The organism is Streptomyces sp. NPDC020845 (genome assembly GCF_044334165.1).
In the GTDB taxonomy this organism is placed as follows: Bacteria; Actinomycetota; Actinomycetes; order Streptomycetales; family Streptomycetaceae; genus Streptomyces.
In genome coordinates this window covers 150,873-166,465 of the sequence record NZ_JBIRSJ010000005.1, presented here as the reverse complement: position 1 = coordinate 166,465, position 15,593 = coordinate 150,873, and the positions used below count along the sequence as shown (strand labels likewise).

Here is a 15,593-nt window from a genome sequence, read left to right as displayed (position 1 = left end):
GGCGAGGACCGGGGTGAGAGCCGGGGCGCGGACCGTTTCTGGACGGTGGCCGAGCATCTCGACGACATCCTCGACCATCTCCATCCCCTCGACCCGATCGAGCTGCAGCTACTCGAAGCCCAGGGCTGCGTCCTCGTCGAGGACATCACCGTCCCCACCGCCCTCCCGCCGTTCGACAACAGCTCCATGGACGGCTATGCCGTCCGTACGGCCGACATCGCGGCGGCGACCGAGGACTACCCCGCGGTGCTCACCGTCATCGGAGACATCGCGGCGGGCAGCGAGACCTCGCCCGCCGTCGCGCCCGGCGAGGCCGCGCGCATCATGACCGGCGCCCCGCTGCCGCCCGGCGCCCAGGCCGTCGTGCCCGTCGAGTGGACCGACGGCGGCCTCGGCCAGGGGCCGGTCACCGCCATGCCCGCCCACAGCGAGGCCCCTGAGGGCGCGAGCGGCAGGGTGCGGGTGTACCGCCCGGCCACGACCGGGCAGCATGTGCGTCCCCGCGGCTGCGACGCCAGGGCGGGCGAGCTGGCGCTGGGCGCCGGCACGCTCCTGGGGGCGCCGCAGATCGGGCTGCTGGCCGCACTGGGGCGCGCCACGGTCAGGGTGCGGCCGCGGCCGCGCGTGGTGGTGCTGTCGACCGGCAGCGAGCTGGTCCAGCCCGGCCAGGAGGCGGGCCCGGGCCGGATCCATGACTCCAACAGCTTCCAGCTCACCGCCGCCGCGCGGGACGCCGGGGCGATCGCCTTCCGGGTGGGCGCGGTCGCCGACGACGCCGGGACGCTGCGGGCGACCGTCGAGGACCAGCTGAGCCGGGCGGACATCGTGGTCACCAGCGGTGGCGTCAGCGTCGGCGCGTACGACGTGGTCAAGGAGGCCATGCGGGAGGTCGACTTCCGCAAGTTGGCCATGCAGCCGGGCAAGCCCCAGGGCTTCGGGCGGGTCGGCCCGGACCGCGTCCCGTTCATCGCCCTCCCCGGGAACCCGGTCAGCTCCTATGTCTCGTTCGAGCTGTTCGTACGGCCCGCGATCCGCACCCTGATGGGCACCGGCCCCGTCCACCGCCCCATCGTGCGGGCGCGCTGCCCCGAGGGCGTCGGGTCCTCCCCGCGGGGGCGGCGCCAGTTCCTGCGCGGCTGGTACGAGCCGCCGGGGATGGACGCCGAGACCGGCCTCGTCACCCCTGTGGGTGGCACGGGATCCCACCTGATCAAGGCGCTCGCGCACGCCAATGCGCTGATCGTGGTCCCCGAGGAGACCACGGAGGTCGCCGCCGGTGCCGAAGTGGACGTCGTCCTGCTCACCTAGGCGCCTGGCCGCCGCCCGCGGCGGGTACGGTGTCGTCCCACAGGAGCCACCTGGCCCGGACCGGGAGAACGATGAGCAGCGCCCAGGACCATCTCACCCATCTCGACCCATCGGGCGCGGCGCGCATGGTCGACGTCTCGGACAAGGACGTCACCGCCCGCACCGCCCGCGCCACCGGCCGCGTGCTCGTCGCCCCGCGCGTCGTGGAGCTGCTGCGCGGCGATGGCGTCCCCAAGGGCGACGCCATCGCCACCGCGCGCATCGCGGGCATCATGGGCGCCAAGCGCACCCCGGACCTGATCCCGCTGTGCCATCCGCTCGCGCTCTCGGGCGTGACCGTGGACCTCGCGGTCGCCGACGATGCCGTGGAGATCACCGCCACGGTCCGCACCACCGACCGTACGGGTGTCGAGATGGAGGCCCTGACGGCGGTCAGCGTCGCCGCGCTGACGGTGATCGACATGGTCAAGGCCGTGGACAAGTCCGCGGTCATCACGGACGTACGGGTGGAGGAGAAGACGGGCGGCAAGTCCGGCGACTGGAGCCGGACATGAACGGCTCGCCGACCTACCGCGCCCTGGTCGTCACCGCCTCCAACCGCGCCGCAGCCGGGGTCTACGCCGACAAGGGCGGCCCGCTGCTCGTGGACGGGCTGGCGGCGCTGGGCCTAGCGGTCGACGGGCCGCGGGTGGTCCCCGACGGCGACCCGGTGGAAGCGGCCCTGCGCGAGGCGGTGGCCGCTTCGTACGATGTGGTCGTGACCACGGGCGGCACGGGGATCTCGCCCACCGACCACACCCCCGAGGCGACCCGCCGCGTGCTCGACTACGAGATTCCGGGCATCGCGGAGGCAGTCCGCGCCGAGGGGCTGGCCAAGGTGCCCACCGCCGCGCTCTCCCGCGGCCTGGCCGGGGTCGCCGGCACCACCCTGATCGTCAACCTGCCCGGGTCGACCGGCGGCGTACGGGACGGGCTCGCGGTCCTGGGGCGGATCCTGGTCCACGCGGTCGAGCAACTGCACGGCGGCGACCACCCCAGACCCGCGGACCCTCCTGATCCCGCCGGCTCCACTGGTGCTGCCGACCGCACGGATCCTGCGGGTCCTGCCGACCCCACGAGTCCTGCGGGTCCTGCCGACCCCACGAGTCCTGCGGGTCCTGCTGGTCTTCCGGGTCCTGCCGGTTCTCTTGGGAGCGCGAGCTGAACGCGCCCTGGCCCGTCATGCTGGCGGACGGCGATACGGTCCTCCGCCCCATAAAGCTGCGTGACCAGCGCGCCTGGCGCGAGGTCAACCAGCGCAACCGCGAATGGCTGCGCCCCTGGGAGGCCACCATTCCGCCGCCCCCGCCCGCCGGCCCCGTCACCCACCGGCCCACCTACCGCCAGATGGTCCGCCATCTGCGCGCCGAGGCACACGCCGGGCGGATGCTGCCGTTCGTCGTCGAATACCGGGGACGGCTGGCCGGACAGCTGACCGTGGCCGGGATCACCTGGGGCTCGATGTGCTCGGGCCATATCGGCTATTGGATCGACGAGGCGGTCGCCGGCCGCGGAGTGATGCCGACCGCCGTCGCGCTCGCCACCGACTACTGCTTCCGTACGGTCGGACTGCACCGCATCGAGGTGTGTATCCGGCCCGAGAACGGGCCGAGCCGGCGAGTGGTCGAAAAACTGGGATTCCGCGAAGAGGGGCTGCGCCCCCGCTACCTCCACATCGACGGCGCCTGGCGTGACCACCTGGTCTTCGCCCTCACGGCGGAGGAGGTTCCGGAGGGATTGTTGGCCCGGTGGCACCGGATGAGGCCCAGCGCATCACAGAAATAAAATATGTGTTCGAAAACGCCCGGCATTTGAGCACATTCCCAACCTGGTCATCCCACCAATCACAAAAAAAGCTCGAGATATCAGCCAGATCGTGCGACACACCGCGCCAATTGGCAGATGGCCTCGCGCAGACCCCTCTACCGTGTGACCGTGAGCAGCAGTGGCCTCATCTACGCAGTCATCGTCGGGGCCTGGGCCGCCTATTTGGTGCCGATGTGGCTCCGTAGGCAGGACGAGCTCAATGAAGCCCGTCCCACGGAGCGCTTCAGTACCGCCATCCGGCTGTTGTCCGGGCGCGCGGGAATGGAGCGTCGATACGCCAAGGAACGGGCGGAGCTCGAGGTCCTGGGGGGCCTGGAGGACCAGGAGGGCCGCGCCGACGATACGGACCGCCCCGAGGCCGGGGCAGACCCCGTCGCCCCGGACCGGCGCGTGGCCGACCCGGACGCCGTGACCGACGCGGTCGACGTCCGGGCGTTCGCCGACCCCGTGACCATGCGCACGCCGGTGCCACCCCCCGCCCCACCCGCCGACAGCCCCGCCCCGGCCCCCTCCTCCGGCCCTTCCGGTCCTTCTGGCCCTTCCGGGCCCTCCGGTTCTTCCGGGCCTTCGGGGTCGGTTCCCACGGCCGCGGCCCGCAGTGGGCGCGCGAAGGTGCTCGCGCGCCGTCGGCGCACCACCATCGTGCTCTTCCTCGCCTTCACCCTCGGCGCGGTCGTCGCGGCGGTCGGTGGCCTCACCTTCCTGTGGGCCCCGGCCCTCCCGGCCGTCCTGCTGAGCGCGTACATCGCCTATCTGCGCACCCAGGAGCGCCGCCGCTTCGCCTTCACCATGGACCAGCGCCGCGCCGAGCTGGCCGCCCAGCGCCTCCGTGAGCGCCGTCCGCACCCCCGCCCGCCCGCCGAGGACCCCACCGACGACGACGGCCCCGCCGAGCCGCCCGCCCGCGCCGAGGCCGCCCGCCCGGCCCCGGCCGGCTCCCCGCACGCGGCAGGCCGCCGCGCCCTGGTCGAGCAGACCGACCATGCGGAGTGGGTGGACCTGCAGCGCGAGCGTGACCGCGGCCCGTCCACCGGCGAGAGCTGGGAGCCGGTGCCCGTCCCGCTGCCCACCTACGTCACCGCGCCTGTCGCCCCCCGCGCCACCGGCAACGTCGACCTGGGCGCCCCCGACGCCTGGAGCTCCGCCCGCTCCAGCACCGCCGAACCCACCCACGCCCCCGACCCCGCCACCCACCAGCCCCCCGCAGCCCGCGGCCCCCGCGAGCGGGGCCGCACCCCCCTCTTCGACCAGTACGCGGACGAGGACCGCCCGCGCGCCGCCAACGAGTGACCGCTGACCAGCGGGGACCGGCCCGGGGGCCGCGAGGAACGGATTTCCAAGCACCCCGGAGGGGATGCTAGAGTTTCACTCGCTGCAAGGGCCTGTGGCGCAGACTGGTAGCGCACCTCGTTCGCATCGAGGGGGTCAGGGGTTCAAATCCCCTCAGGTCCACACAGCTCAAAGCCCCCGCCGGGAAATCCGGCGGGGGCTTTCTCAGTTGCTCAGCCTGCTGTTGGGCTCTGCGGGCACCTACGCTCGCGTGAACCCGTGGCTCCGCTCCACTTTCGCTATATGCAGCGTGTAGCTCTCGTACCACTCGGCTTGCCCGCGCTTTTGCGCCGCGCGGTGCTCGGCGTTGGTCCGCCACTCCGTGAGGGCGTCGGCGTCGCGGAAGTACCCGACGGTGATGGAAAGCCCACCAGGAGTATGCGCTTGGTCCATCCCCAGGAACCCAGGGACGTCCTTCACCAGGTCTTCCATGCGTGCGGCGGTCTCGCTGTAGCCGCTCTGGTCCTGGGTGCGCACCGCGGTGAAGACAGCGGCGTAGTAGGGGGGTTCAAAGGCCTCGACGGGCGTGACAGGCGCTTCGGAGTGATTGCTCATGGCGACACTGTGAGGCGGGACGCGCCCAACCATCAAGCGTCTTTCCTGAACGGGATACATAAGGGATCCGGCTCTTGACCAAAGCTCTCTGAGCTGACGTTCTCCGGCCACCGCCCAGCCTACGGATCAAGGGGTCTGAAGGCGGATCCCCGAGGCGAAGGCGGCGGCGAGCTGATCGTGGAGAGACCCCGCACAGGGGTGGGGATCGCGCCGTGGTGTGACCGTGTAGATGCCCCTGGTCGGGGGATCGACGAGACCCACTGTGGTGACGTCGGTCCGCAGCGCGCACGTCAGCACCCCGGGTATCAACGCGATGGCATGACCGGTCGCGACCAGGGCCAGCTTGCCGTGCAGATCGGCCGCGGTGAGGTCGATGCGGGCGCTGACTCCGGCACGGGCGGCGTGCTGGCGCAGGAGTGCCGCCGAGCCGTCGTTGTCCTCGACCCAGGTCTGGTCGGCCAGCGTCTGTATGTGCACCGGACCGCCCCCGGCCTGCGGATGGCTGACGGGCAGCACGACGACCATGTCGTCCAGGCCGAGGAACCGCCGATCGACCCGCGGGTCATGGGGCAGCCCTGGCGGTGCATCGGTGACGACGGCGATGTCGAGATCGCCGGCGATCACACGCTGGTGCAGCGGCGCGCTCAGGCCGGGGACCAGGCTCCACCGGATGGATCCGGCCTGCTTCAGCAAGCCCCGGATGGCCTCGGGGACGACCCCGGAGGCCAGAGAGGGGGCGGCACCGACAGCCAGCGGCCGACCGCACGGCCCGTCGTGAACGTCTCGTGCGGCGCGTACGGCACGGTCGGCCTCGTTGAGCGTGGCCAGGGCGTGGCGCCGGAACACCTCGCCGGCGGCAGTCGGACGCACACCGCGCGCATGGCGATCCACCAGAGGCACGCCGATCTGCCGCTCCAGCCCGGCGATCTGCCGGGAGACGGCCGATTGCGTGTGGTTGAGCTCGGTGGCCGCCGCCGACAGCGACCCGAGTCGGCACACGGTCACGAAGGTCCGCCACACGGTCAGTTCCATGGAGCCAGTATGCGCAGCTGGTATGCGTATCTCGCAGGGCCGGCCTGCGAAATCTGCGCTTGTCGCAGCCGTCGCGGTGAACCACTGTGGCGCGCATGACCGCACCACACACGCCCCGCACCCTCGCCGTCCTCGGCTTGGGGCGCATGGGCACCGCGCTCGCGACACGACTCGCCGCCCAGGGCTGGGACATCGTCGGCTGGACACGCTCCGGGCGCACATCAGGCATCGTCAAGGTGACCGGCGATCCGAGCGCCGCCGTGGCGAAGGCCGACCTCGTGCTCCTGTCACTGTTCGACGGACCTGCCTGCCAGCAGGTCCTCGACGACGTCCGCGACTCGCTGCGCACGGACACGATCGTGCTGAACACGAGCACGATCGCCCCCGCCGAGGCGTCGAAACTGGCCCGACAACTCGGCCCGTCCTATGTCCACGCACCCGTGCTCGGCTCCGTACCGGCCGCTGCTGCCGGCACCCTGCAGATCCTTGCCGCCACCGACCAGGACACGCTCGACAGAGTCCGACCGGTTCTGGAAACGCTCGGCACCGTGCAACGCGTCAACGACGCCTCCACCGCCGCCGCGCTCAAGCTGATCGCGAACAACAGCCTCGCCGGCGCCGTCCTCGCGCTGCGTGACTCACTGCGGCAAGGCGACGCCCTCGGTCTGCCCCGTGCCCAGGTGCTGGATGTCCTCGAACTCGGCCAGCTCGGCAAGCTCGTGGGCCGTAAGCGACACTTCCTCCTCGGCGAGCCGCCCGCTGCCACGGCCGAATTCACGATTGGTGCGCTGGCCAAGGACATGGCTTTGCTGAACGCCGCGTCGAGCACCCCCTTGGGCAGCGCAGCCGGCCTGGCCGACACCCCTGCTGACTGTGAGGCTGACATCGCGGTCGCCGCCACGGTCCCCGCCGTCGAGGACGCCGTGCTCGAACCGCTTCGCGCGTACATCCGCGGACACGCCACTGGCGACCCCGCCCACTTCCGCGACGCGTTCCTGCCCACTGCCCACATCGAGGGAATCCGGGAGGGCGCATTCGTCTCGTGGCGCCTGGAGGAGTACTGCGCTCTCTTCCAGGGACGGCCGGCCTTGGATGAACCGACCCGCTCCCGCCGCATCGACGCCATCGATGTCCACGGCACCGTCGCGACCGCCACCATGACGCTCCGGCACGGTCCGGATACATTCACCGACATCTTCCTGTTGGCTCGCGTCGACGACCGCTGGCGCATCGCCAACAAGGCGTATCACCGGCACTCCTGAAGGAGTGGAGCCGTTAGTCGGCGGTTTCGTCCTCATCGGGAGTGTCGGCAACTGGCGGCTCCATAACGAACGAGCCCTTGCCACGTACGGTGATGATCAGCCCTCGCCGCGGAGTTCCTGTGCGGCGCGCCGTGCGGTGAGGCGTGCCACTCCGTACTCGTCGGCGAGGTGGTTCTCGGAGGGGATCGGCCTGTCCGGGGCCAGCTCCCCGGACTTGATCTTCCCGGCGATGATGTCGGCCAGCTGGACGTAGAGCGGCCTCGCGCTCATCGGGTCCAAGGACGACTTCGTCTCCTCTGCATCGCTCATTTGTCCAACATAGGCATCCATCGACCTACACAATCGAGTAGATCCCTCTGTACTTGTATACAGGGGGCTATATCCCGATGCAGCCTCGGGCCGGTGAAGACCCCGGCGAGGTGGCTAGACCTCCCGGGGCGCGGCCAACGCTGACAAGGAGCGTCGACATGCGGAACCTTATCCGCCACGCCGCCCATTGGCTGAGCCTTCTGCTCACCCCCGGGACGGGAACCCATCGCGCAGGCACCCGTCCGACCCGCAAGTTGCCGACACCACCCCGCGCGCCGCCTCGCCCGCAAGGTGCTGGGTGATCCCATGTCCCCCTACACCGAGGTGCGGTACTCCGGAATCCGGCTTGCCGAGTGCCTCAGCGATGCCTTGCGCGTCGCCGAGTCGCGCGGGCTCCGCCTTCCCGTACCGGATACGGACGCCGGGGGCGACGGGGCCAGCGAAGAGTAACCCACCCGGCCCCTTCGGGCTGGCTCCCGTCCGGCTGAGGCCGCGTCGACCGGCCGGACGGGAGGCGGGGTTCGGCTCATACCAGTGGCGTTCAGGTGGCCGGCGGGTACTGGTTGTAGTCGTGCCAGCTCGGCTCTTGGGCCATCAGTTGCTGCCAGGTGGGCCAGGGGGTGCCGGTTTTCTGGCGGAGGAGTTCGCCGGGCATGGTGAACGGCGGCGCTTTGTGCGGTTTGGCGAGTGCCTGGTCGACGATCGTGTCGTAGAGCACGGCGGCGGCGTGCAGGCGGGGGAGTGCGGCGTGGACCTGGTGGGCGTAGCCGGGTGGCAGGGGGTGTTCGGGGTCCGGGCCGAGGTCGTAGCCGGCGCCCGCGGTGACCAGGGCGATCTCCGGGCGTTTACGGGCGGCCAGGTCGGGGTGCAGATGGAGGGCGATGGCGTCCCAGACGACCTCGACGCGGTCGGCGGCCATCCCCTGGTCGGTGAGGAAGCGGGCGGCCAGGTCGGCACCGTCGACGTTGAAGGTCTGGTCGCCATCGCCTTCGAGGCTCAGTCCGGCGTCGTGCAGTGCGCAGCCGACGAACAACAACTCGTCGTCGTAGTCGTGGCCGGGCTGCAGGCCCTGACGCTCGCCGAGGAAACGCCCGTAGAGATAGGTGCGCAGGCTGTGGTTGAAGATCGCCGGGGATTCGAGGTCGCGGGCGTGGCGCAGGGCCTTTAGGGCCAGGTCGGTGCGCGGGAACGGCAGCCCGGCGTACGGGTCGGTCATCTCAGGTTCCTTGTCGGTCATCTCATGCTCCTTGGGGCTGGATTCGGCGGAGGACGAGCAGGCCGCCGATGCCTGGGATGGCGGCGAGCCAGCGGGCGGTGGGGGTGGGAGTGGGGGCCATCCAGGTGCAGACGATGACGGTGAGGTAGCACATGCCGTGCACGGGGCCGCCGAGGGCGGTGATGGCCTTGGTGTGGATGGTGGCCAGGTTGAGCAGCAGGGCCACGAGGGATATCGCCTCGACGGCGGCCGCGATCCGCAGGGTGCGCATGGCGGTCACGCTCCTGTGGTGGAGCCGGGGCGGACGATCATCAGGACGACCACGATCGCCCACAGCAGATTGAAGATTCCGGTGGTCATGGCCAGTCGGGTCGCCGCCGCTGCCCGCGTGTTCCCGGCGGTATCCGTGCCGTCCGGCGCGGCCAGCAGGCGTTGTTGGGTGGGGAGGATGGCCAGCGCCAGCAGGGCGGCGGCGATGGTGGTCAGCACGATCGAGGTGATGAGCCAGGCATCGCCCAGGACGCCGAGCTGGGCGCCGGTGGCGAGGCCGAAGACCGGGACGGCCAGGCCGACGACGGTGTAGCCGCGACAGATGCGGTGCAGGAACGCGGCTATCGCCGGGTCGCGCCGGTCGTCTGGTTCCCGGGCGTCGTCTGGTTCCTGGGCGTTGCCAGGGGCCTGGGCGTCTGGTTCCCGGTCGTCTGGTTCCGGGGCGTCGCCGGGGTCTCGGGCGAAGCGAGGGAAGAGCGAGGCGGCCACGGCGATCGGGCCGATCGCCAGGATCGCGGCCAGGACGTGTACGGACAACAGCAGCTTGGTCACTGCGACTCCGTTTGAGTAAGCAGCCTACATGTTGGCTGCCAATATATAGCGCGTCTACAGGTGGATAGGTAGGCTGCCTACTGTGAAGGGAGATGCGGTACGCGGGCACCTGGACGCGCTGCTGCTGTCCGTGCTGGAGCAGGGGCCGTTGCACGGCTACGCGATCATCACGGCGGTTCAGCAGCGCAGCGGCGGCGCCCTGGAACTGCGGACGGGCACGATGTATCCGGCGCTCAACCGGCTGGAGCGGCTCGGGCTGCTGCGCAGCGACTGGCAGTCGGTCGGCGAACGCCGCCGCCGCTGCTACGAGCTGACCGACGCCGGACGGCGCAGCCTGGCCGAGGAGCGTACGGCCTGGCGCGAGCTCACCGCCGCGATCGGTGCTGTTTTGGACCCCGCCCCGGCGCCGAGGCCGGCTGTATGACGGCGCTCGACCGCGGCGCCGCGCCCGGCCTCGACCCGATCGACGAGCATGTCGCCGCGCTGGCGGGCGCCCTGCACGGTCCGGTGCGGGTCAAGGAGCGGATGCTGACCGAGGCGCGTGACGCGCTCATCGACGCCGCGGCCGACATCGCCGAAGGGGGGAGCGTCGACGGCCGCGCCGCACGCCAGGCGGTCGACGACTTCGGGAGCGTCAAGGACATCGCGCCCGCCTTCCAGCGGGAGCTCACCATCGCCCAGGCCCGCCACACCGCGCGCCGCGTCGCGCTCATCGTGCCGTTCCTGATCCTCTGTTGGTATGTGCTGGTGATCGTCGACCGTGGCCGGGTCCTGCCCCGCCCCGTCGAGGTCCTGGCCGCCCACGTGGGCGGCGTGGCGGCCGCCGCCGCGCTGCTGGCGGCGGTGTCGCTGGCCGCCACCGGCGCCCTGGCCCGCCGGCTGCCCACCCCGCGGCGGCTTCCGCTGATGGTCGCCTGGACCGGCACCGCCGCCTGTGCGGCCCTGGCGATCAGCGCGTTGACGCTCACCACGGCGTCGGCTCTGGCCGGGAACTGGCTGGTCAGCACGGGCGTCGGCGTCGTCACCATCGCCTCGCACGTACGGATCGCGGCCTCCGCCCGCGCCTGTCGCGAGTGCGCCCGACTTCCCGTCGTCGTGCCGTACGCGATCTCTCCCCAGCGCGGCTGAGGCGGCATATGGGCACCTCCGCGGCGCGTGCCGGCAGCGACCGCGCGGCCGTCGGAATCGCGGTGGCCGCGGCCTTCCTCGCCACCGTGTGGTGGGGGATCGCCGGGGTCGGCACCGAGAACTTCGGCAGCGACTGCCTCTTCTATTACGGCGAGACCGGACCGCGAGCCGAGCACTGCTACCAGGTGAACGACCGAGCGGAGGCATGGCTTCCGCGGCTGGTGGCCCTCGCATGGGTCGGCGCGGCGCTGAGTCTCGTCCTGCCGCGCCGGTTGCTTCCCGGGAAGGTGCCGCTGCGGCGGGCAGCCGCCGGGGTCGCCGTCGGCTGCCTCGTCGTCGCCGTGGTGCTCGGGGTCCGCGCCATGGACGTCTCCGCGCCATGACGGGCTATGACGAGCCATAACGGCCTTGATCCGCGGACGGTCAGCCCACGCGCTCGATGACGGCTCGGCGGATGAGGAACTTCCCGGGCTCGCGTACCTGCTCGAACGCGGCGTTGTTGAGCAGCGCGCAGCTGCCCGAGGCCGAGGTCACGCTGACCGTGGTGGACTTGTTGTTGTCCAGATTGGTGACCTTGAGCCGGGTGCCGATCGGGAACTGGTTGCTGGAGGCGGCGGGCGCGCCCTCCTCGCCGGAGAGGGTGACCGTGGAGCCGGCGCAGACCACCTCGCCGGAGGCCCCGCCGGTGTCACCGCCCGGCTGCTGGCCGCCGCCGGTCGCAGGGGAGGTGGCCGGGGCGGTGGTCTCGGGGTCCGCGGCCGTCGGGGCGGAGGTCGGGGCGGTGGTGGGGGTGGAGGGCGTGACGGTCTCGGTGCAGCCCGCCACCTGGCGGCGCTGCTGGATCTGGGTCACCACCTCCTGGCGATTGGCGATCCTCGCCTCCGACTGGGCGTCGGGGTTGGCCTGTTGGCCGGCGATGAAGTTCAGATTGTTCCGCAGCGCGGTGTCGAGCCCCGCGCAGTTCTCCGTGGGCGCCTTGGCCTGAGTGGTCTCCGAGGCCTGGCTGACCCCGACGCCGACGGCGAGGCCGCCGCCCACGAGACCTACCGCGCCGATGGTCAGGGCTAGCTTCTGGGGCCGGGTCACACGACGCTTCCGGGACATGCGGAACTCCTCGTTGGATCGGTCCGTGCTGTGCGGTGCCTTTCGCAGCCGAGATACGGCCGTGCGCGGCGAACCGTTCAACGAGGTCCAGACCTTTGTCATCGGCCCTGGCCAGAGCTTTGGTGTAGAAGGCTCAGGAGTGGACGGCCGGGCCGACATCCTCCATGACGAGGGCCGGGAGCACGGCCACGGCCACCTGCCGGGGAACGGCGTGGGGCGAGGCGGTCCGCTCCGCGAGGGCGGGGCGCCAGGAGGTCAGGCGGTGCAGGGCAGTGCCGAGGCCCCTCTCGTTGTCCAGGAGCGCGGCGATCAGGGCGACCGTGTCGGCGCGGGGTGAGCCGGCCGGGGCGGGGAGATCCTTCAGGCGGGGGACGAGGTGGGTGCCGACGCCCTCCGGTGCCGTGGTGGCGGCCAGCGCGGCGAGTACGAACCGGGCCGCGTCGGTCTCCTCGTCCCAGCGGTCCAGGAGACGCGGCAGCGCGCGGCCGATCGCCCGCCGCGTCATCTGCACGTCGGCCGGCTCCTGCCATACGCCGCCGAGCGCGGCGACGCGGTCGGCCGTGAAGACGGCGAGCGAGGCGCCGGCTGACGAGAGTTGGAGCAGGTCGCCGAGCACGATCACCCGGGCCGCGGGCGGAATCGCGCCGTCGCTCGCCAACTCGGCCAGGAAGGGGACTGCATCGACGGTGTCATCGGTGCAGTCGCCCTGGTGGGCCACGGCATCGGCCAGGTCGCCCAGGAACGCGCCCGTGGTCTCGTACGGCTCCCCGAAGGCGAAGTCCTCCTCCAGCAGCCACCCGACGGCTTCGGGGGCCCCGTCCGAGCTGCCGTACATCCGCTCCGCCACCGCCACCACAGCCCGGACGACATCCTCCGGCCGGTGCGGTTCGGCGGAGGCCAGACCGGTCCACCGCGGCCCCGGGGCGGGCGGGGCCGGATCGTTGGGCAGCGGGACGGGCGGGGCGACCTCGGCCGTGGTGCGCTCGTGCACCAGGCCGTCCCGGGCGAAGACCTGCTGCAGGGTGACCGCGTGCCCCTCGGCGCGGCCCTGATGGAACCCGCCGCGGGACCGGGCGACCCCGGCGATCCGTATGTGCTCATGCCGGAGGAACGGCCCCAGCGCCCGCCGGTCGTGGCCGGAGTGGACCGCGAGCGAGAACACCTGCCACCAGCCGGCCAGTTCGGGGTCAAGCGACGGCTTGCCGTACCAGAAGCTCGACGGATTCGACCGGAAGTGGTCATGGGCCCGTATCGCGACCAGCCGATGCCCGCCCGCGGCCAGCTCCGCGGCGGCCTGCCGCGCCGCGTCCTCGGTGGGCAGACACAGGGTGTGCTGGACGCCCCACGCGGGTGGGGCGGTGGCGGTCGAGTCGGTACGTGCCATGTCGCCCATGGTGCACCCGGCTACTGACAGTGCCGGTGGCTGACAGTCCGACCACTGACAGTGCCGATGGCTCGCAGTGCCGCCCGCGGAAATCCTGTTGAGGCACTGGGCGCTGGGCCACAGACTGCGGGCATGGCCGGTCAGCGTTTTGTCTTCCTCGACCCCGATGGGGCGTCGGAGGAGTGGATCTATGTGGTGGTCGAGGCGGCCACCGGGGTGTCCTACCAGCAGCAGTACGGCGGAACGGCCTGTCGGCAGGGGCGGGTCGAGGGGTATCTGGTGCCGGTGTACGCGCCCGATGAGCTCGACGGGCTGTGCGAGATGTTCGAGGGGCATTTCCGAGGGGCCGGGACCTGGAATCACCAGTGGACGGCCGACGAGTCGGCCAAGCTGCGGGAGATCGTCGCGGGCGTGACCTTCTGGGCCTGCGACGGTACGAACGAGGAGCCGCGTTCGCTGCGGCTCGACGAGGACCGGCTCGCCGAGGCCGACGAGGCGTGGGTCCCCGTCACGACGCCGGACGGGCCGGGCGTGCTGCTGTGGTGCAACTCTGACTGAGCCGCATGACTTGATCCCGCCGTGATCCTCGCCGGGGCGATCAGCGCGCCGATGCGCGGGTGATGGCCTCGGCGGTCTGCCAGAGGCGGGGGAGGAAGCGTCCGACCTCCTCGGCGCGGTGGAGGAGGTCGGACGTCGAGGCGATGCCGAGGTCTGCGAGGGCGGCGCGGAAGGGCGGGGTGAGCGCCTGGTGGGTCTCGGGGGCGTCGGTGGCCAGGATGGTGTGGCAGCGGGCGAAGGTCGCGATGATCCAGAAGACCGCCTCGTGGTGGCGGCCGCGGTCGATGAGGGCCTGGCTGCCGTCGATCGCGATGGGCCGCGCCGCCGGGGTGATGTCGCTGCTGAAGAGGAACGGCGTCCTCGCGACGGCGGCGGTGGCGTCGAACGTCGTGGCCAGCTCCCGCAGCTGGCGCCGGACGCGCTCGGCGGGCAGGCGGGCGCAGCCGAGGAGGCCGAGGAGTTCGGGGTAGAGATCGAGACGGCCGTGGGCGGCGAGGACTTCGCGGGCGGCCAGATAGCGCAGCCGTACGGTGGGGTTGCGCAGGGCGGCGACGAGCAGCACATGGGTGGTCACGCCGGTGGGGAACAGCCAGGACGTCACCTGTTCGTGGAACGGCGCCGACGTGTCGATCGCCGCGAGCCCGCGCTCGATCCGGCGCCGGGCGTCCTCGCATCTGCGGCGCACCCAGGGCGTCGCGTCGAAGTCGCGCGAGACGCGGGCGTGCAGTGCGCTCAGCCGGCCGGTGGGGTCGTCGATGACCGTGTCGGTGCGGAAGCTGCCGGCCAGGTGGTACGAGGCGAGCACGGCGTCGGGCGGGGCGAGCCGCGACCAGGGCAGATAGCTGATCTCCAGCAGGGCGCCGTGGTGGCGGAGTTTGCCCGGTTTGGCCGGGGGATCGTCCTCGGCGGTGACGACCACGACATCGACGTCGGAGGTCGGCGGCAGCTCGGCGTCGTCGGGCAGGCCGACCGTCGAGCCGCTGAAGTACGCCCCGCGGAAACCGGGTTCGGGGCGGGCGTACTGGTCCACCCACCGGGCCGCGGCGGCACGTGCGGAGCCGATCTTCACCCTGCGTCCTCCCTGCGTTGTCAGACCCCCCTGGCACAGTCGACCACATGGACACGGATCGCTTCTGGACCGTCATCGAATCCGCGCGGGCTGGCGGCCCGGACGGAAAGCCTGGCGACAAGCCTTTCGACGAGGCGCTGGTCGACCTGCTCGCCGCGCTCTCGAAGGAAGACATCCTCGAATTCCAGACGCGGTTCGACGAGATACACGACGCCGTCTATCGATGGGACGTCTGGGCCGCCGCCTATCTCATCGGCGGCGGCTGCTCCGACGACAGCTTCATGGACTTCCGCGCCGGGCTGATCGCGCTGGGCCGCGAGTGGTACGAGCGCACGGCCGCCGACCCGGACAGCCTCGCGGAGCACCCGGCCGTGATCGAGGCCGCGGCCGACGGCGGCTATGAGGCCCTGTTCTACGAGGAGGTCAACTACGTGGCGAGCACGGCGTTCGAGCGGGTCGCGGCGGTCGGGGAGGACTTCTACGAGGAGTGGAAGCGTCATCGGTGCGCTCAGGGGGAGAGCGGGGACGGCGGCCTCGGGGCGGGTGCCGAGGCGGACATGGGTGAGGACTTCGACTTCGACGACGGCGAGGAGATGAGCCGCCGTCTGCCGCGCCTCGCGGCGCTGTGTCTGAATGAGCTCGTGGCCTGAG

General features: G+C 71.7%; 20 protein-coding genes, 1 tRNA gene and 1 pseudogene. 13 read left to right on the top strand and 9 right to left on the bottom strand.

Features of this window, described 5'->3' with window-relative positions:
- Nucleotides 1-45 precede the first annotated feature (45 nt).
- The 6 genes and pseudogenes from glp to ACH4U7_RS13695 all read left to right on the top strand — a co-directional run bounded on the left by glp (nt 46) and on the right by ACH4U7_RS13695 (nt 4,626).
- The gene (glp, locus tag ACH4U7_RS13720) at nt 46-1,308 is read left to right on the top strand and encodes a gephyrin-like molybdotransferase Glp (protein ID WP_398528517.1); all 1,263 of its coding nucleotides are present in this window, start codon (nt 46-48) and stop codon (nt 1,306-1,308) included.
- A 71-nt stretch (nt 1,309-1,379) separates the two neighbouring features.
- On the top strand, nt 1,380-1,862 hold the full coding sequence (gene moaC, locus ACH4U7_RS13715) for a cyclic pyranopterin monophosphate synthase MoaC (RefSeq protein WP_089505281.1): 483 nt from the start codon (nt 1,380-1,382) through the stop codon (nt 1,860-1,862).
- Nucleotides 1,859-2,359 (top strand): annotated as a pseudogene (locus ACH4U7_RS13710) (molybdenum cofactor biosynthesis protein B); the annotation flags it as partial. The gene moaC and the pseudogene ACH4U7_RS13710, both read left to right, overlap by 4 nt.
- A 170-nt stretch (nt 2,360-2,529) precedes the next feature.
- The gene (locus ACH4U7_RS13705) at nt 2,530-3,132 is read left to right on the top strand and encodes a GNAT family N-acetyltransferase (protein WP_385625121.1); all 603 of its coding nucleotides are present in this window, start codon (nt 2,530-2,532) and stop codon (nt 3,130-3,132) included.
- Between the two features lie 150 nt (nt 3,133-3,282).
- Nucleotides 3,283-4,464, top strand: a complete 1,182-nt coding sequence (gene glpR, locus ACH4U7_RS13700; protein WP_398528144.1) for a gephyrin-like molybdotransferase receptor GlpR — start codon at nt 3,283-3,285, stop codon at nt 4,462-4,464.
- 88 nt (nt 4,465-4,552) lie between these two features.
- Nucleotides 4,553-4,626, top strand: a tRNA-Ala gene (locus ACH4U7_RS13695).
- 78 nt (nt 4,627-4,704) lie between these two features.
- Here ACH4U7_RS13695 and ACH4U7_RS13690 read toward each other — a convergent pair.
- Both ACH4U7_RS13690 and ACH4U7_RS13685 read right to left on the bottom strand, forming a co-directional pair.
- The gene (locus ACH4U7_RS13690; RefSeq protein ID WP_043486995.1) at nt 4,705-5,058 is read right to left on the bottom strand and encodes an antibiotic biosynthesis monooxygenase; all 354 of its coding nucleotides are present in this window, start codon (nt 5,056-5,058) and stop codon (nt 4,705-4,707) included.
- Between the two features lie 126 nt (nt 5,059-5,184).
- The gene (locus tag ACH4U7_RS13685) at nt 5,185-6,090 is read right to left on the bottom strand and encodes a LysR family transcriptional regulator (RefSeq protein WP_398528143.1); all 906 of its coding nucleotides are present in this window, start codon (nt 6,088-6,090) and stop codon (nt 5,185-5,187) included.
- A gap of 95 nt (nt 6,091-6,185) precedes the next feature.
- Here ACH4U7_RS13685 and ACH4U7_RS13680 point away from each other — a divergent pair, with 95 nt between their 5' ends.
- A complete protein-coding gene (locus tag ACH4U7_RS13680) occupies nt 6,186-7,352 on the top strand; it encodes a nuclear transport factor 2 family protein (protein ID WP_398528142.1) in 1,167 nt (388 codons plus the stop codon).
- Nucleotides 7,353-7,448: 96 nt separating this feature from the next.
- On the opposite strand, the gene ACH4U7_RS13675 is transcribed toward ACH4U7_RS13680, so the two are convergent.
- Nucleotides 7,449-7,661: a GntR family transcriptional regulator gene (locus tag ACH4U7_RS13675; protein WP_398528141.1), complete on the bottom strand. Its 213-nt coding sequence runs from the start codon at nt 7,659-7,661 to the stop codon at nt 7,449-7,451.
- A gap of 306 nt (nt 7,662-7,967) precedes the next feature.
- Between ACH4U7_RS13675 and ACH4U7_RS13670 the strand changes: the two genes are divergently transcribed.
- The gene (locus ACH4U7_RS13670; protein WP_398528140.1) at nt 7,968-8,111 is read left to right on the top strand and encodes a hypothetical protein; all 144 of its coding nucleotides are present in this window, start codon (nt 7,968-7,970) and stop codon (nt 8,109-8,111) included.
- 91 nt (nt 8,112-8,202) lie between these two features.
- On the opposite strand, the gene ACH4U7_RS13665 is transcribed toward ACH4U7_RS13670, so the two are convergent.
- The 3 genes from ACH4U7_RS13665 to ACH4U7_RS13655 are packed head-to-tail and all read right to left on the bottom strand — an operon-like array spanning nt 8,203 to nt 9,699.
- The gene (locus tag ACH4U7_RS13665) at nt 8,203-8,898 is read right to left on the bottom strand and encodes an HD domain-containing protein (RefSeq protein WP_398528139.1); all 696 of its coding nucleotides are present in this window, start codon (nt 8,896-8,898) and stop codon (nt 8,203-8,205) included.
- Nucleotide 8,899: 1 nt separating this feature from the next.
- Nucleotides 8,900-9,148 carry a hypothetical protein gene (locus ACH4U7_RS13660; RefSeq protein WP_398528138.1) on the bottom strand — a complete coding sequence of 83 codons (249 nt, stop codon included), beginning with the start codon at nt 9,146-9,148 and terminating at the stop codon, nt 8,900-8,902.
- A gap of 5 nt (nt 9,149-9,153) precedes the next feature.
- Nucleotides 9,154-9,699, bottom strand: coding sequence for a hypothetical protein (locus ACH4U7_RS13655; protein WP_398528137.1), 546 nt, complete (start codon nt 9,697-9,699; stop codon nt 9,154-9,156).
- 82 nt (nt 9,700-9,781) lie between these two features.
- Here ACH4U7_RS13655 and ACH4U7_RS13650 point away from each other — a divergent pair, with 82 nt between their 5' ends.
- Genes ACH4U7_RS13650 through ACH4U7_RS13640 form a run of 3 tightly spaced genes read left to right on the top strand, consistent with a single transcriptional unit; the run spans nt 9,782 to nt 11,210 of the window.
- Nucleotides 9,782-10,123: a PadR family transcriptional regulator gene (locus ACH4U7_RS13650; RefSeq protein ID WP_398528136.1), complete on the top strand. Its 342-nt coding sequence runs from the start codon at nt 9,782-9,784 to the stop codon at nt 10,121-10,123.
- Nucleotides 10,120-10,827: a hypothetical protein gene (locus ACH4U7_RS13645; protein ID WP_398528135.1), complete on the top strand. Its 708-nt coding sequence runs from the start codon at nt 10,120-10,122 to the stop codon at nt 10,825-10,827. The genes ACH4U7_RS13650 and ACH4U7_RS13645 overlap by 4 nt, the downstream gene beginning before the upstream one ends.
- Before the next feature lie 8 nt (nt 10,828-10,835).
- A complete protein-coding gene (locus tag ACH4U7_RS13640) occupies nt 10,836-11,210 on the top strand; it encodes a hypothetical protein (RefSeq protein ID WP_398528134.1) in 375 nt (124 codons plus the stop codon).
- Between the two features lie 40 nt (nt 11,211-11,250).
- Here the strand turns inward: ACH4U7_RS13640 and ACH4U7_RS13635 are convergent, their stop codons facing one another.
- Both ACH4U7_RS13635 and ACH4U7_RS13630 read right to left on the bottom strand, forming a co-directional pair.
- A complete protein-coding gene (locus ACH4U7_RS13635) occupies nt 11,251-11,931 on the bottom strand; it encodes a hypothetical protein (protein WP_398528133.1) in 681 nt (226 codons plus the stop codon).
- 133 nt (nt 11,932-12,064) lie between these two features.
- The gene (locus ACH4U7_RS13630; protein ID WP_398528132.1) at nt 12,065-13,315 is read right to left on the bottom strand and encodes a hypothetical protein; all 1,251 of its coding nucleotides are present in this window, start codon (nt 13,313-13,315) and stop codon (nt 12,065-12,067) included.
- 132 nt (nt 13,316-13,447) lie between these two features.
- On the opposite strand from ACH4U7_RS13630, the gene ACH4U7_RS13625 reads away from it, so the two are divergent.
- Nucleotides 13,448-13,873, top strand: a complete 426-nt coding sequence (locus ACH4U7_RS13625; protein ID WP_398528131.1) for a DUF6210 family protein — start codon at nt 13,448-13,450, stop codon at nt 13,871-13,873.
- A gap of 40 nt (nt 13,874-13,913) precedes the next feature.
- Here ACH4U7_RS13625 and ACH4U7_RS13620 read toward each other — a convergent pair whose 3' ends face one another.
- Nucleotides 13,914-14,942 (bottom strand): hypothetical protein, encoded by a 1,029-nt coding sequence (locus tag ACH4U7_RS13620; protein ID WP_398528130.1) that lies wholly within the window; start codon nt 14,940-14,942, stop codon nt 13,914-13,916.
- 47 nt (nt 14,943-14,989) lie between these two features.
- Between ACH4U7_RS13620 and ACH4U7_RS13615 the strand changes: the two genes are divergently transcribed.
- On the top strand, nt 14,990-15,592 hold the full coding sequence (locus tag ACH4U7_RS13615; RefSeq protein ID WP_398528129.1) for a DUF4240 domain-containing protein: 603 nt from the start codon (nt 14,990-14,992) through the stop codon (nt 15,590-15,592).
- Nucleotide 15,593: the final 1 nt, after the last annotated feature.